This window comes from Pseudomonas sp. RL_5y_Pfl2_69 (assembly GCF_963970465.1).
Lineage (GTDB): Bacteria > Pseudomonadota > Gammaproteobacteria > Pseudomonadales > Pseudomonadaceae > Aquipseudomonas.
On record NZ_CAXAOU010000013.1, the window covers coordinates 93,031 to 107,873 of the forward strand.

Below are 14,843 nucleotides of genomic sequence, written 5' to 3' on the forward strand. Positions count from 1 at the left end.
GCCTCTTTAATCAAGTTCATCAGTGTGCGGATGACTGGCGCTGTCGAAGTTGAGCCCGTGCTTGCGCAGTTTGTCGTGCAGGGTTTTACGGGGCACACCCAGGGCTTCGGCCAGGCTGCGCATGGAGCTGTGGGAGCGCTCCAGTTCGGCGGCAATCAGGCTTTTTTCAAAGTGTTCGACTTGCTCGCTCAGCCCCCCCGAAACCTCATGACCGGTTGACTCCTTGCCTTCAGCCGAGTCGTCCAGCGCCAGCTCAAGACCAAGGGCGAAGCGCTCGGCGACGTTTTGCAGTTCTCGCACGTTGCCCGGCCAGTTATGTCGCAGTAACAACGCCCGTTGCGCCGGCTGCAGGACGTTGGGCGTCAGGTCGTGGCGCACGCTGGCCTCGCCGGCAAAGTAATCAAAGAGCATCAGGACGTCTTCACCCCGTTCACGCAACGGCGCAATACGCAGGGGAGCAACGTTCAGTCGGTAATACAAGTCGGCGCGAAAACGACCCTGATCCGCGGACTGGCGCAGGTCTTCCTTGGTGGCGGCGATTACCCTGATATCCAGCGGGATCAGTTGATTGCCGCCCAGACGCTCGACCACCCGTTCTTGCAGCATGCGCAGCAATTTGACCTGCACATCCAGGCTCATGCTTTCGATTTCATCGAGGAACAGCGTGCCGCCATTGGCAAACTCAAACTTGCCGATGCGGCGCTTTTGCGCACCGGTAAAGGCCCCCGGCTCGTGGCCGAACAGCTCGCTTTCAACCACTGATTCGGCCAGGGCCCCGGCGTTGATTGCCACAAACGGGCCGTTGCGTCTGCTCGACAAGTCATGCAGCGCCCGTGCGACCACTTCTTTGCCCGAGCCGGTCTCGCCCAGAATCAACACATCGGCCTTGGTCGCCGCCAGTGCCCCGATTTGCTCGCGCAAACGCAGCATGGCGGGCGACACACCTACCAGTCGCGTGCTCAGTAGCTGGCGATCACTCAGGGCCAGGCGCAGGCTGCGGTTATCCAGGACCAGGGCCCGCAAGGCCAGGGCACGGCGCACACTGTCGAGCAAGGCGTCGCTGGCAAAGGGCTTTTCGAGAAAGTCATAAGCCCCCGCACGCATGGCCTGAACCGCCAGCGGTACATCGCCGTGGCCAGTGATCAGCAACACGGGCAGTTCCGGGTCCTGGCCATGCAATTGGGTGAGTAACTCAAGGCCGTCCATGCCCGGCATGCGGATATCACTGACCACGACCCCCGGCCAGTCGCGGCCTATGCGTTCGGCAAGGCCGTTTGCTTCGGCCAGCGGCACTACATTGAGACCTGCCAGGTCCAGGGTTTGAAACAAGGCCTGACGCAGGTGCGGGTCATCATCGATCAGGATGACCTGAACGCGTGGATCGATGGGCTGGCTCATGACCTGGAGTCCTCCGAGGCTTGCAAACTCACGCCCGGCGCCCCTGCGCGCAGTCGTAAGGTAATTAAGGCACCGCCTTCCTTGTGGTTGGCGAACAACAATTCGCCGCCAAACGCCCGGATCAGCGTGTCACAAATGGCCAGCCCCAGGCCCAGGCCCTGAGTCCGGGTCTTGGTGGTGTAGAAAGGCTCGCCGGCGCGGCCCAACGCCTCCAGGCAAAAGCCCGGGCCGTTGTCGCGAATGTACACAGTGACGCCTTCCGGCGTGGATTGGGCACTTAGCCACAAGCGTCTGGGCGGGCCTTTTTCGGTCAGGGCATCGAGGGCGTTGGCCAGCAGGTTGCCCAGCACCTGGCGCAGGCGGGTTTCTCCGGCTTCGACCCACAGCGTGGCGGCGGGCAAATCGCGGATCAGTTCGACTTCCATTGCGCGCCGCCGTTTGGCCAGCAAGGCCAGCGCATCGTCCAGAGCCGGTTGCAGGGCGACGCTTTCAGGCGCATGGCGATCACGCCGGGCGAAGGCCCGCAGGTGGGCAATGATCGAAGACATGCGCCCGGTCAGCTCATTGATCAGTTTCAGGTTGCCCCGTGCGTCCTCGATGCGCTGGTGGTCGAGCAGCACTTCCGCGTTCTCGGCATAGCTGCGGATGGCCGCCAACGGCTGGTTGAGTTCGTGGCTGATGCTGGCCGACATGGTACCCAGCGCAGACAGCTTGCCGGCTTGCACCAGATCGTCCTGGGCGCGCACCAGTTCCTGTTGCGCATGCTCGCGCTCCAGCACTTCTTCACGCAGAAGGCGGTTGAGTCCCTCAAGGTCGCTGGTACGCTCTGCCACACGCATTTCAAGTTCACGACGGGCCTTGGCTTCAAACGCAATGCGGTCCAGGTAATGGCGCCGCCGCTGCATCATCAAGCCAATCAGCAGCATGACCACCAGCAAGGTGGCGCCACCGATGGCCAGGACTGTGCGCACCGAGCGGTCGATCAGCGTGCGCGGGGCAAGGATATTGACACTCCAGCCTGTCTCGTCGATTTTTTGGGTTTGCACCAGCCAGGCGTTGAGGTCCAGGTTCAGCGGTTTAGGGTCGCTGGTCGGGTAGGGCAGGATGGCAAAAATGGCCTGGCGCTCTTCTGGCGACAAATCGCGGGTGGCCCTGAAGCGCCATTCCGGGCGTGAGGTGAGGATGACCACGCCGTTACTGTCGGTTGCCAGCAGTTGCTCGGGCGTACTGCCCCACAGCTGTTCGGTGTGGTCCAGGTCGACTTTGACCACCAGTACGCCGAGTTTTTTATCGCCGTCGAGTATGGGGGCCGCAAAGTAGTAACCCCGTTTGCCGGAGGTGGTGCCCAGCCCGAAAAAGCGCCCCAGCTTGCCTTCCATCGCCTCGCTGAAATACGGGCGGAACGCGAAATTGCGCCCGATAAAACTGTCGGCCTGATCCCAGTTAGAGGTGGCCAGGGTATCGCCGTGGGTGTCCAGCAAGTACATGACCACGGCACCGGTCTGGTTACTGATGTCATCCAGCAAGTGGTTGGCCTTGGCCTGTGCCTCGACATCTTCAGGGTTGGCCAGTACGGCGCGCAGGTCTGGCAGTTCGCCGAGAATCTGCGGCAGTACCTCATAGCGATGCAGTGTGCCCAGCAGGTTGGCGACGTACAGGTCGAGGGTCTGGCGATTTTGTCCGGCCAGTTCGCTGCGGTAATAGCGTTCGGCCAGGTGCTGCAGCGGCCACAACAACGGTGCGAGGCACAACGCCAATAAGGCCAGGCTGCGCCAGCGGGGTCTGCGAGGAACTGAGGTGGAGGAGGTGATCATCGGGAGGCCGCGCCGCAAGAGTACGACGCAGTATACCCAACGAACCCCGTGGGAGCGGGCTTGCTCGCGATGCAAACGCCGCGGTCTTTGAAGCAGGCCGCGGTGATGCCCTCGCGAGCAAGCCCGCTCCCACAAGGGGGGTTGGCGTTAGTGTGGCTGCCCGGCCAGGCACTCGCGCAATGCGCTCTGCCAGTCGGGCTGGGTGACGTTCCACTCGCGGGCCAGGCGACTGCAATCCAGCCGCGAGTTTTGTGGCCGTGCGGCAGGCGTCGGATAGGCGCTGGCAGGGATGGGTTCCAGGCTCGCGCACGACTTGCCTTGGGCGCTCAGGTGTTCGGCAATGGCCTGGGTGAAGCCAAACCATGATGTTTCGCCCTGGGCCGTCAGGTGGTACGTGCCCCAGGCCCCGGCCTCGCCGGTTTGCCAGCGTTCTATCAATGCCCGCGTGCTCTGGGCAATGGTGCCAGCCCAGGTCGGCGCGCCGATCTGGTCAGCCACCACGCGCAGTTCCGGACGCTCTTGCAACAGGCGCTGCATGGTCAGCAGGAAGTTCTTGCCATGGGTCGAGTACACCCAGCTGGTGCGCAGGATCACATGCTGAGCTCCGCTCGCAGCGATGGCCAGTTCACCCGCCAGCTTGCTTTTGCCGTAGACGCCCAAGGGGTTGGTGGCATCGTCTTCGGTGTAAGGCGCAGGCTTGCGGCCATCGAACACATAATCGGTGGAATAGTGGATCAGCGGGATGCCCAGGGCCGCCGCTTCTTCAGCAAACACACCGGGGGCAATGCCATTGATCGCAAACGCCAGCTCAGGCTCGCTTTCAGCCTGGTCCACGGCGGTGTGTGCGGCGGCATTGATGATCAAGTCAGGCCTGTGGGCCCGTACCTGGCTGCGGATTTGCCCGGGTACGGCCAGATCAAGCACATCGCGTCCCAGCACAACCAGCTCGCCCAGACCGGCAAGGTGCTTTTGCAACTCAACCGCCACTTGGCCGGTTTTGCCACTGATCAGGATTTTCAAAGAAGCTGCTCCATCCGTTATGCGATCAAGTCCTTGGGATCAGTGCAGCCCAGGCGCTCGCCTTGATAGCTGCCGTCTTGAACCCGGCGACACCATTCCAGGTTATCCAGATACCACTGCACGGTTTTGCGCAGGCCGGTTTCGAAGGTTTCTTCGGGTACCCAGCCCAGCTCGCGTTCGATTTTGCTGGCATCGATCGCGTAGCGCTGGTCGTGGCCCGGACGATCCTTGACGAAGGTGATCAGGTCGGCAAATTGTGCAACACCCGCCGGGTGCACTGGCGCCAGTTCTTCGAGCAAGGCACAGATGCTGCGTACCACGTCGATATTGGTTTGCTCGTTGTGCCCGCCGATGTTGTAAGTCTCGCCAACCACGCCTTCGGTCACGACCTTCAACAAGGCACGGGCGTGGTCTTCCACGAACAGCCAGTCACGTACTTGCAGGCCATTGCCGTACACCGGCAGCGGTTTACCGGCCAGGGCGTTGAGGATCACCAGCGGGATCAGCTTTTCCGGGAAATGGAACGGGCCGTAGTTGTTCGAGCAGTTGGTCAACAACACCGGCAAGCCGTAAGTGCGGTTCCAGGCGCGGACCAGGTGGTCGGATGCCGCTTTACTGGCCGAGTACGGCGAGCTTGGCGCGTAAGGCGTGGTCTCGGTGAACAGGTCATCGACGCCATGCAGGTCGCCATACACTTCGTCGGTCGAAATATGGTGGAAGCGAAACGCGCTTTTTTCCGGCTCAGGCAGGGTCAGCCAGTAAGCACGGGCGGCTTCGAGCAGGCTGTAGGTGCCGACGATGTTGGTCTGGATAAAGTCGGACGGACCGTCGATGGAGCGGTCAACGTGGGACTCGGCCGCCAGGTGCATGATCGCCTGTGGCTCGAAGCGCGCAATGATTGCACTGACAGCGGCCTGGTCGACGATATCGGCCTGTACGAACTCGTAACGGGTATCGGTGGCAATGCTTTGCAGCGATTCAAGATTACCGGCGTAGGTCAACTTGTCGAGATTGAGGACTTCGTGACCGGTGTTTTTGATCAGGTGACGGATCAGCGCTGAACCAATAAAGCCGGCGCCGCCGGTGACTAAAATGCGCATGGAGTTGTTCCCTATACCCTGAAGGCCTTTAAACGTATGGCGTATAGCTTGTGGGGATGAGCCGGGTGGTGCAAGTGGGTGTGATCAGGAATATCAATACACAGGCATTTATCCGGATTTATATCCGTATTTAAGGCGTGCATGCGGTCTGATTTGAGGAAAATTAATATAATTGCGGATATTTATCGGCTATAAAGGTGCTTGTCGTTGACGCGATGCAGACCTGCATCCATTGTCTTCATACATGACGCAATCAAAACCCCGACGCTTTCCAGGAGTCCAGATGACCACTTTGCACAGTTCGCCGCGCGCTGACGGCTTTCACATGCCAGCCGAATGGGCTCCGCAGACCCAAACCTGGATGATCTGGCCTGAGCGTCCGGATAACTGGCGCCTGGGCGGCAAACCCGCGCAGGCTGCGCACGCTGCGGTGGCCAAGGCCATTGCGCGCTTTGAGCCGGTGACCGTCGGTGTATCGGCCGCCCAGTATGAAAATGCCCGTGCGCAGCTCGATGTGCCGAATATTCGCGTGGTCGAGATGTCCAGCGACGATGCCTGGGTGCGTGACAGCGGCCCGACTTTTGTCATCAATGATCGCGGTGAAGTGCGCGGCGTGAACTGGGACTTCAACGCCTGGGGCGGGTTCGACGGCGGCTTGTACTTCCCGTGGAACCGCGATCAGCAAGTGGCCAGCAAGGTGCTGGAAATTGAACGTTGCCCGCGTTACTACACCGAAGGTTTTGTGCTTGAAGGCGGCTCGATTCACGTCGACGGCGAAGGCACGCTGATCACCACGGCCGAGTGCCTGATGAACCGCAACCGCAACCCCCATCTGTCGCGCGAAGAGATCGAAGACGTACTGCGTGCGCATCTGGCTGTGGACAAGATCATCTGGCTGGCGGACGGTCTGTTCAACGATGAAACCGACGGTCATGTGGATAACTTCTGCTGCTACGTCGCACCGGGTGAAGTGCTGCTGGCCTGGACCGACGACGAGCGCGACCCTAACTACGTGCGTTGCCACGCGGCGATGGATGTATTGGCAGCCAGCACCGACGCCAAGGGGCGTCCGTTCGTGGTGCACAAAATGCCGATTCCGGGACCGATGTATGCCACCCAGCAAGAGTGTGATGGCGTGGACAAGGTGGCGGGTAGCCAGGACCGCAACCCGTCGGAGCGACTGGCCGGCTCTTACGTGAACTTCCTGATCGTCAACGGCGGCATCATTGCGCCGAGCTTTGACGATCCGATGGATGCGCAGGCCAAAGCGATCCTGCAGAACATCTTCCCGCAGCACGAAGTGGTGATGGTACCGGGCCGTGAATTGCTGCTGGGCGGCGGCAATATTCACTGCCTGACCCAGCAACAGCCCGCGCCGTTCAAGGCATAAACGGCGCTGCCCCTGTAGTCGCTGAGGAGCGTAGCGAGGCTGCGAAGCAGTCGTGAAATCATGCGTCTGGGCAGGTGAGATGCATTTTCACGATCGCTTCGCGACCGGACGCAGCCTTCGTTCCTCGTCAGCGGCTACAGAGGTACATTTTAAAACTTGTACGTCCCCGTCATCACCAGGCTGCGCGGTTCGCCCGGCATGATCTGCGCTGCGCTGGTGGCTGACTCATAGTAATAACGGTCAGTCAGGTTGGTCAGCGCACCGCTCACATCCCAGTCTTTTTCGCGATAGCCCGCCAACGCATCCCAGCGCCCGTAACCCGGCAATACCGTGGTGTTCGAGTTGTCTGCATAACGCTGGCCTACCAGGGTCAGGCCCGTTTCGGCATACCAGCCCATTTCCGGTTTCCAGGTAATGAACAGGCTGCCATTGCGCTTGGCCACGCCGTTGATGCGCTTGCCCTCCAAACCATTGTTGTCCTTGACCACTGTTGCGTCCTGCAGGCCAATGCCGCCGCGCATGTACCAGTTGCCGCCGAGTTTGCCGCTGGCCGTCAGCTCAATGCCCCGTGAACGTTGCAGGCCGGAAAGCAGGGTAATGGTCGGATCTAACGGGTCCCTGGTGCGACGGTTATAGAGCTCAAGCTCGTACACCGCCAGCGTCGTACTCAGGCGATCCCCCATCCAGTCGCTTTTCACGCCGATTTCTTTTTGCTTGGTCAGCTCCGGGCTCAGGTCATTGGTGTTGCCGACCGCCCCCGGGGTGATGCCGATCAGGCCGCCGCCCACCGGCGAGAACGTTTTGGTCCAGGACGCGTAAAACGAGTGGTTCTCCAGCGGGGTCCAGACCACGCCCAGGCGCGGGCTGGTGCTGTGGCTTTGGCGGTCTACAGTACGGTCGGTTTTTTTCAGGTAGTTGGTGGACTCGATATCAAAGCGGTCATAGCGCAAGCCAGCCAGTACCTGCCATTGATCGTTGAAGCGAATCTGATCCTGAACATACAGGCCCTGGCTTTCGACTTCGGTATGGCTGTCGCTGAATGTGGGCATTGCTCCAGTCGTGCGCAGGTTGCGGTCCGGGTTGTACAGATCAACCGAGGGTGCACTCAGGGCTTTGTAAAGCTTCGGGTCGCGACGCTGACTGCCGATTTCCAGACCGGTCAGCAGGCGGTGCTCAAGGCCAAAGGTGTCAAAGCCACCTTCGATCTCGACGTTGTTGAATATGTTGCGGGTGCTCATGTCCTGCTGCCAGCTCTGACGATCGACCCTGTTGGTGATTGGGTTGTAGCCGGTCAGGTAGGTGTTTTCGAACTCACTGTCGAGTTTGAACACGCCGAGGGTATGACGCAGTTGCCAGTTTTCGCTCAACTCATAACTCAGGCGTGAGCGCAGGTTCTGGGTTTTGTCATCGATGTAATCGTTTTTCCCGCCGTAAGACGTGCCGCGGCTGACGTCGGCAGGGCGCCCGTTGATGCTCGGGATACCGCGATCCGGGGTGCGGTTGTAGCGGCTGTATTCGTACTGCACCAGCCAGTTCAGATCCGGGGTGATTTGCCAGCTCATCGAAGGTGCGAACAGCTGACGATTGCCGCTGACGTTATCGCGAAAGCTGTTTTTGTCTTCATTGCCCATGTTCAGGCGCAGGCTGATGGTGTCGCTCGGGTCGGTGCTGAGGTCAGCGTACAGGCTGCGCAAATCCTCGCTGCCGCCTTGGGCCTGGATGCTCGACTGGCGGCCGAACTGCGGCATCTTGCTGACGCGGTTGATGATCCCGCCCTGGCTACCGCGGCCATACAGCACAGCCGCCGGGCCTTTAAGCACTTCAATGCGCTCGATGTTGTGCAGGTCGCGCACGTATTGGCTGTCGTCGCGAATACCGTCCAGATAAAAGTCGTTGCTGGCGTCAAAACCACGGATGCGCAGGCTGTCGAAACGGGTGTCGGTCGTGCTGCTGACGTTGGGAATCCCGCTCAGTGCTTCGCCCAGGCTATTGATTCCGTAATCGAGGACGTTGCTGGTTTTGACTGAATCAATGGCTTGCGGGACATAGCGCGCCGGAGTCGATGTTCGAGTGGCAGTGGTGACGTCCTTGACCCGTGGGTCATCGTCTTGCGCTTCGGTTGCGCTGATCGACAGTTCGGGAAGTACGGTGGCAGCGTTGCCAAATCCGGCGTACAGCAAAGCGCACAGCCCCAGATTCAAGGGCGTTAAACGGCGGGGGGAGAGCATGGTTGAGGAGTGTCCGGGCGGTTGAGAGAAGAGTTATATTTTTAGGGCGCGAATGGTAATGGTTCTTGTTACTTAATGTTAAGAATTAGCAATTACGTCACCTGTAAATATGTATCTGTTTGTTTCATGCGCCTGCGGCCCGCTCCGCACCTGATTTGCCCGGTTCGCGAAACACACTAAAAGCCATACCGGCGTTTTTCCTCTCGCCCCGCAAGGCTAGGCTGGCGCACTGAGTGATTGATTTTTCGGAGCGAACCATGACTGCCACACCCGTGCTGCATTACATCTACGACCCCTTGTGCGGTTGGTGCTATGGCGCCAAGCCGCTGATTGACGCAGCACGAGGCATTTTGCCAGTCGTTGCCCATGGCGGCGGGATGATGACCGGTGCCCAGCGCCAGCCGGTGTCCGCGCAATTGCGCGATTACGTGATGCCCCACGATTTGCGTATTGCGCAGTACACCGGGCAACCGTTTGGCGAGGCGTACTTTGAAGGGTTGTTGCGTGACACCACTGCCGTGTTCGATTCGGCGCCGCCAACCACGGCCGTGCTGGCCGCTGAGCAGTTAGCCGGTCGCGGTCTTGAAATGTTGGGACGCTTGCAAACGGCGCATTACGCAGACGGGCGGCGGATTGCCGATCAAGACGTGCTGATGGCGGTGGCTGCCGAAATGGGCCTGGAGGTCGAGGGGTTTCGCGCAGCTTATGACGCGGCGAGTGGCGAATTGACCCAAGCGCATTTCAAGGCCAGTCGCGGGTTGTTGTCCCGTGTTGGAGGCCAGGGCTTTCCGACTGTGGTTCTGGAAAAGTCCGGTCAATACCAGGTGATCGACCTGGGGCCGTATCTGGGCAAGCCAGAAGCCTTTGTTGCCTGGCTGCTTCAGCATGATGGCGTGAGCGTTGAACGCCCAAACGGTCTAGCGCCAGCCTGTGGCGTAGATGGCTGCCAGTAACAATTTTTGACACTTCGATCAAAACTTCTGGATGTGAAGGCAATTAACAAATTTTTCACGAAATTGACACCTTGCCTTCACGACGGCTAGGATCCTCGCCAACGCCTGTGGCGATAAGCCATACACCAACTTTGTGAAAGGCCTGTATTGAGTCGTCATGCAGGTCTTTTTTGTTATGTGAAGCAACCACCACTCAATGTTTCAGCTTGATATCCACAGCGCGCCTCTATTCAGGAATAAGGAAAATAATATGTTGAACAAACGGATAGGTCTGCTCGCTTTGGGCGTACTCAGTGCTACCCAGGCCATGGCTAACGATCAAGCTGATGCAAAAGGTTTTGTAGAAGACAGTCACCTCAATGTATTGGCGCGCAACGCCTACATCAGCCGTGACTACAAGAATGGCAAACAAGATAAAGCTGAGTGGGGCCAAGGCTTCCTCGGTACCTTCAGCTCGGGCTTCACCCAGGGCACCGTAGGCGTGGGTGTGGATGCTTTCGGCATCTACGCACTGCGTCTGGACGGCGGCCGTGGCAAAAGCGGCGCGGGCGGTATCGACTTCTTCAAGCAAGGTGCCAGCGGCAAAGCAGCTGACGACATCGCCAAGGCTGGCGCTGCAGTGAAAGTGCGTGTGTCCAACACGGTGCTCAAGTACGGCGACCAAATGCCTGCGCTGCCGGTGCTGATGTACGACAACTCCCGTCTGATGCCAGAAAGCTTCACCGGTACCCTGTTGACCTCCAAGGAGATCAACGGCCTGGAACTGAACGTCGGTCGTTTCACCGCAGAGTCGCGCAAGAGTGCTGAAGCGCGTGACAGCGGCGATCTGAAAAGCATCAACGTGTTTGGCGGTAGCTACAAGTTCACCGACAACCTGTCGGCGTCCCTGTACGGCTCCGAGATGGAAGACGAGCTGCGCAAGCAATACGTGGGCGTGACCTACGCGCTGCCGCTGCAAGACAAACAGTCCCTGACGTTTGACTTCAACGGCTACCGCACTCACGTCAACGATGACTACGCACGTGACGTGCTGAAAGTTGACGGCCAGGACAACAAGATCTGGAGCCTGGCGACCACCTACGGCTTTGGCGCACACACCGTGACCCTGGCTTACCAGAGCAGCACCGGCGAAATCGGCTACCCGTACGGCGGCTACCGCAACGCAGGCGGCGTGGGTGATGGCGGCAACACCATCCTGCTGGCCAACTCCTACTGGTCCGACTTCAACGCCAAGGACGAACGTTCGTGGCAGTTGGGTTATGGTTTCGACTTCGGCGCCGTTGGCATCCCGGGCCTGACCTACAACATCGCCTACGTGCGCGGCACCAACATCGACGACGGTTCCGACCGTGGCCGTGGTACCGAGCGCGAAATCTTCAACCAGGCCAAGTACGTTGTACAAAGCGGCCCGGTCAAGGACCTGAGCGTGCGTCTGCGCGGCTCGTGGTTGCGCGTGTCGAGCAACGCCAGCGACTACAACGTCGGCGGCAACGAAGTACGTGTATTTGTTGATTACCCGATCAGCATTTTCTGATGGGACCGGCCTGTTAAGCAGGCCGGACATCTGAACAAAAAAAAGCCCCGACTGGTTCGGGGCTTTTTTTTTGCCGAGATTAATCGCGGCAGGTTATCCGTATTTGCATGAAACCATCGCTAACACTTGAGTCATTACGAGAACTAGTTGGCCAGCAGCTGAAATCCATACAATTATTCCCTTGAGATTATATTCCTTGGGTGGCATATTTTGAGCGGAGACTGGGATGTTGAATACACCGATGAGTTTGGGCGCTGGTGGCAAGGACTGGGTGAGAAGGAACAGATCAGTGTGGCGGCCAGCGTCAAGTTGCTGGAATTGCTAGGACCCGCCCTGCGTTTTCCTCATTGCAGCGACATCAAGGGTTCGCGGCACGGTAACCTTCGAGAGCTGCGTGTGCAGCATGCAGGCCGCCCATATCGGGTGCTCTATGCCTTTGATCCGCGTCGCTGCGCCTTGCTGTTGATTGGCGGTGACAAAACCGGCAATGACCGATGGTATGACGAGTACGTACCCGTGGCGCAAAGCCTGTACGACGTTCATTTGCAAACACTGTTTGAAGAGGGCCAGGAAGATGGCTAAAAATTTTTCAGAGCTTGAAGCTCGAATGGCTCCAGATGCCCGTGCGCAAACGCACGCCTTGTACCAGCAGCATTTGAAAGAAATGCCCTTGAATGAGCTGCGCAAAGCACGGGAGCTTAGTCAGGATACGCTGGCTAAAGAGCTGAATATCAATCAAGCGGCGGTCTCCAAAATGGAGCGGCGCACGGATATGTATATAAGTACGCTGCGCAATTACATTCAGGCCATGGGTGGCGAGCTGGAAATTATCGCGACCTTCCCGGATGGCCAGGTGAAAATCGAAAATTTCGCCGACTAATTCCAGGACCTAAAACAGCAAAAACGACAACGCCAGCGAAGTCCCTCCCACCGACGGACCCAGCTCATTCGGGCCTGGCAGGGACCATTGTGGGAGCGGGCTTGCTCGCGATGCAGGCGGCGCGGTCTGTCAGGTAGACCGTATTGTCAGGGTGATGACGATTCCTGAGCGCACTCGTGCAACCAGTTCATAAGCACCTGCAATCGTTTGGGCACTGTCCTGAGCGGTGGGTGAACCAGGTAATAGTCATAGTGGCCGCACTGGCTGAAACCACCGAAGGGCAGGACCAGCTCGCCACGATCAACCCGTTTTTGCACCAGTTGCTGGCGTCCGATGGCGATGCCTGCGTGGCTCATGGCCGCTGTCACGCTCAGGTCGGAACGGTCGAAGGTCAGGGTTCGTTTTGGCAGTGCCGACAGCAGGTTGTGTTGTTCGGCCCACAGCGTCCACTCGGCATCATAGGCCGCATGATCCCAGGCCAGGGAGTCGTGCAATGTGGTGCAGTTGCTCAGATTGTGCGGGTTTTCATTCAGGCGATGGCGTTGCGCATATTCAGGGCTGCACACAGGCGCCATGCGTTCGCGCATCAATCGCTGGCTTGTGAGACCTGGAAATTCGCCGTTGGCGTAGTACAAGGCCAGGTCAATCTTGCGCGTGCGAAAGTCGACATTGTCATTGCCTACCCGCAGGTCCAATGAGACCAGTGGGTAGCGCTCAATAAAGTCGGCCAGCCTGGGCACCAGCCAGCACTGGGCGACCGAAGGCCTGGCATAGAGCGCAATTGAACCGGCAATTTCTGCCTGTGATGACTGTTCAAGCGCCTCGGACAATTCCCCCATCGCACTTTGGAGAATTTCGAAAATTCGCTCGCCTTCGTCAGTCAGGCTGACCTGACGCGTAAGGCGCTGGAACAACTTCATGTTCAACGCGGTTTCCAGCCGGCTGATGCGGTGGCTTACGGCGCTCGCGGTCAAACACAGTTCCTGCGCCGCACGGGCAAAGCTCAGATGACGGGCAGCGACCAGAAAGGTGTGGAGGTTGGCGAACTGGGTGCTGTTGAGCCTGGAGCTGATACGGGGAGGCAGGTTAAGCACGGCGGGTTTCCCTCAAGCCAAAGGCTGACTTCTTACGGGATGTGGCAATACGTGCATCTTGCCACATCCGCTTTGCGCGTGAATCAGCCCAGCAGCTCACGGCCCTTGGCCAGATACGCCTCCATTTCGTCAGCAGGCACCATATTGCCGCCCGTTGCCCAGACCAGATGGGTGGCGTTGCTCATGGCCTGCGTGTCCAGCCCGATGCGGGCCAGATAGCCTTGCTGGTCGGCCTGGACCCTGGCAATGCCGGGTACGCCCGCCAGCGCGGAAGGCTCAAGGCGCAGGCCTTCGCTGCGCTCCATGAGTGCCAGCAAGCTGTACATTTCTTCGTCGCTGACGGTGTAGAAACCGTCCAGCAAACGCTGCATGGCCTTGCCGACAAAACCGGAGGCCCGGCCTACTGCCAGGCCGTCAGCGGCCGTCACGTTATCAATGCCGAAATCCTGCACGCTGACTTCGTCGTGGAGCCCGGTGTGGACGCCAAGCAGCATGCAGGGTGAGTGAGTCGGTTCGGCGAAGATGCAGTGCACGGCGTCACCGAAGGCCAGCTTCAGGCCGAAAGCCACGCCGCCGGGCGCGCCACCCACGCCGCAGGGCAGGTACACAAACAGGGGATGTTGCGCATCCACGGTGATGTGCGCCGCCGCCAATTGCTGCTTCAAGCGCTCACCGGCCACCGCGTAGCCGAGGAACAGATTGACCGAGTTTTCATCGTCGACGAAATGGCAGGCAGGATCGGACTCTGCTTGCTGGCGACCCTGGGCCACGGCCACGCTGTAATCGCTTTCGTACTCGACCACCGTTACGCCATGTGAACGCAGCTTGTCTTTCTTCCATTGCCGGGCATCGGCCGACATGTGCACGGTCACCTTGAAGCCCAGTGCGGCGCCCATGATGCCGATCGACATGCCGAGGTTGCCGGTGCTGCCCACGGCGATTTTGTACTGACCGAAAAAGGCCCGCGCCTTGTCGCTGTGCAGCAGCGCGTAGTCGTCGTCGAGGGTCAGCAACCCACCGGCCAGGGCCAGGTCTTCGGCATGCTTGAGCACTTCATAGATCCCGCCACGGGCCTTGATCGAGCCCGAAATCGGCAGATGGCTGTCGCGCTTGAGCCACAGCGCGCCGTTCAGGGGATGCCCATAACGCTGGGCGAGCAACGGCTGAAGTTGTGCCAGGGGCACGATGTCCGATTCGATAATGCCGGCGCTGCATTCGGTTTCAGGGAAGGCGCGGCGCAGGTACGAAGCAAATCGCGACAACCGGGCGCTGGCATCGGCGACATCGGCGCTGGTCAGCCCCGGATCGGCAATGGCCTGGGCGACAGGAGCCACGCCCGGGTTGAACCAGGTGGTCTCTTGCAGCGCGACCAGATCGCGAATCAGCGGATAGCTGGCGTACCAGTTTTCAAGTGTTCTGCCCAAAATCATGT

General features: G+C 59.4%; 12 protein-coding genes. 5 read left to right on the top strand and 7 right to left on the bottom strand.

The window, feature by feature from the left end:
* Nucleotides 1-6: 6 nt before the first annotated feature.
* The 4 genes from AACY07_RS20155 to rfbB all read right to left on the bottom strand — a co-directional run bounded on the left by AACY07_RS20155 (nt 7) and on the right by rfbB (nt 5,332).
* On the bottom strand, nt 7-1,398 hold the full coding sequence (locus AACY07_RS20155; protein ID WP_133079051.1) for a sigma-54-dependent transcriptional regulator: 1,392 nt from the start codon (nt 1,396-1,398) through the stop codon (nt 7-9).
* Nucleotides 1,395-3,212 (bottom strand): sensor histidine kinase, encoded by a 1,818-nt coding sequence (locus AACY07_RS20160; protein ID WP_339477073.1) that lies wholly within the window; start codon nt 3,210-3,212, stop codon nt 1,395-1,397. Before AACY07_RS20160 ends, AACY07_RS20155 begins: the two co-directional genes overlap by 4 nt.
* A 147-nt stretch (nt 3,213-3,359) precedes the next feature.
* Nucleotides 3,360-4,232: a dTDP-4-dehydrorhamnose reductase gene (gene rfbD, locus AACY07_RS20165; RefSeq protein ID WP_339477075.1), complete on the bottom strand. Its 873-nt coding sequence runs from the start codon at nt 4,230-4,232 to the stop codon at nt 3,360-3,362.
* Nucleotides 4,233-4,249: 17 nt separating this feature from the next.
* On the bottom strand, nt 4,250-5,332 hold the full coding sequence (gene rfbB / locus AACY07_RS20170; RefSeq protein ID WP_339477078.1) for a dTDP-glucose 4,6-dehydratase: 1,083 nt from the start codon (nt 5,330-5,332) through the stop codon (nt 4,250-4,252).
* A gap of 283 nt (nt 5,333-5,615) precedes the next feature.
* On the opposite strand from rfbB, the gene aguA reads away from it, so the two are divergent.
* A complete protein-coding gene (aguA, locus tag AACY07_RS20175) occupies nt 5,616-6,722 on the top strand; it encodes an agmatine deiminase (RefSeq protein ID WP_133079047.1) in 1,107 nt (368 codons plus the stop codon).
* A gap of 149 nt (nt 6,723-6,871) precedes the next feature.
* On the opposite strand, the gene AACY07_RS20180 is transcribed toward aguA, so the two are convergent.
* Nucleotides 6,872-8,950 carry a TonB-dependent receptor gene (locus AACY07_RS20180; protein WP_339477080.1) on the bottom strand — a complete coding sequence of 693 codons (2,079 nt, stop codon included), beginning with the start codon at nt 8,948-8,950 and terminating at the stop codon, nt 6,872-6,874.
* Between the two features lie 257 nt (nt 8,951-9,207).
* Between AACY07_RS20180 and AACY07_RS20185 the strand changes: the two genes are divergently transcribed.
* From AACY07_RS20185 to AACY07_RS20200, 4 genes are all read left to right on the top strand, one after another.
* Nucleotides 9,208-9,903: a DsbA family protein gene (locus AACY07_RS20185; RefSeq protein ID WP_339477082.1), complete on the top strand. Its 696-nt coding sequence runs from the start codon at nt 9,208-9,210 to the stop codon at nt 9,901-9,903.
* Between the two features lie 250 nt (nt 9,904-10,153).
* Nucleotides 10,154-11,437, top strand: a complete 1,284-nt coding sequence (locus tag AACY07_RS20190; RefSeq protein ID WP_133079044.1) for an OprD family porin — start codon at nt 10,154-10,156, stop codon at nt 11,435-11,437.
* Nucleotides 11,438-11,647: 210 nt separating this feature from the next.
* Nucleotides 11,648-12,019, top strand: a complete 372-nt coding sequence (locus AACY07_RS20195; protein WP_339477085.1) for a type II toxin-antitoxin system RelE/ParE family toxin — start codon at nt 11,648-11,650, stop codon at nt 12,017-12,019.
* Nucleotides 12,012-12,317 carry an XRE family transcriptional regulator gene (locus tag AACY07_RS20200; RefSeq protein ID WP_339477087.1) on the top strand — a complete coding sequence of 102 codons (306 nt, stop codon included), beginning with the start codon at nt 12,012-12,014 and terminating at the stop codon, nt 12,315-12,317. The genes AACY07_RS20195 and AACY07_RS20200 overlap by 8 nt, the downstream gene beginning before the upstream one ends.
* 146 nt (nt 12,318-12,463) lie before the next feature.
* Here the strand turns inward: AACY07_RS20200 and dsdC are convergent, their stop codons facing one another.
* Nucleotides 12,464-13,411, bottom strand: a complete 948-nt coding sequence (dsdC, locus tag AACY07_RS20205; RefSeq protein ID WP_338648983.1) for a DNA-binding transcriptional regulator DsdC — start codon at nt 13,409-13,411, stop codon at nt 12,464-12,466.
* Nucleotides 13,412-13,494: 83 nt separating this feature from the next.
* Nucleotides 13,495-14,841, bottom strand: coding sequence for a D-serine ammonia-lyase (gene dsdA / locus AACY07_RS20210; RefSeq protein ID WP_339477089.1), 1,347 nt, complete (start codon nt 14,839-14,841; stop codon nt 13,495-13,497).
* Between the last annotated feature and the right edge of the window lie 2 nt (nt 14,842-14,843).

Excerpts from the sequence above, each read along its gene's own strand:
- dsdA (WP_339477089.1), bottom strand. The coding sequence starts at position 14,841 with ATGATTTTGGGCAGAACACTTGAAAACTGGTACGCCAGCTATCCGCTG.
- rfbB (WP_339477078.1), bottom strand. The coding sequence starts at position 5,332 with ATGCGCATTTTAGTCACCGGCGGCGCCGGCTTTATTGGTTCAGCGCTG.
- AACY07_RS20190 (WP_133079044.1), top strand. The coding sequence starts at position 10,154 with ATGTTGAACAAACGGATAGGTCTGCTCGCTTTGGGCGTACTCAGTGCT.
- AACY07_RS20155 (WP_133079051.1), bottom strand. The coding sequence starts at position 1,398 with ATGAGCCAGCCCATCGATCCACGCGTTCAGGTCATCCTGATCGATGAT.
- aguA (WP_133079047.1), top strand. The coding sequence starts at position 5,616 with ATGACCACTTTGCACAGTTCGCCGCGCGCTGACGGCTTTCACATGCCA.
- AACY07_RS20185 (WP_339477082.1), top strand. The coding sequence starts at position 9,208 with ATGACTGCCACACCCGTGCTGCATTACATCTACGACCCCTTGTGCGGT.
- AACY07_RS20160 (WP_339477073.1), bottom strand. The coding sequence starts at position 3,212 with ATGATCACCTCCTCCACCTCAGTTCCTCGCAGACCCCGCTGGCGCAGC.
- AACY07_RS20200 (WP_339477087.1), top strand. The coding sequence starts at position 12,012 with ATGGCTAAAAATTTTTCAGAGCTTGAAGCTCGAATGGCTCCAGATGCC.
- AACY07_RS20180 (WP_339477080.1), bottom strand. The coding sequence starts at position 8,950 with ATGCTCTCCCCCCGCCGTTTAACGCCCTTGAATCTGGGGCTGTGCGCT.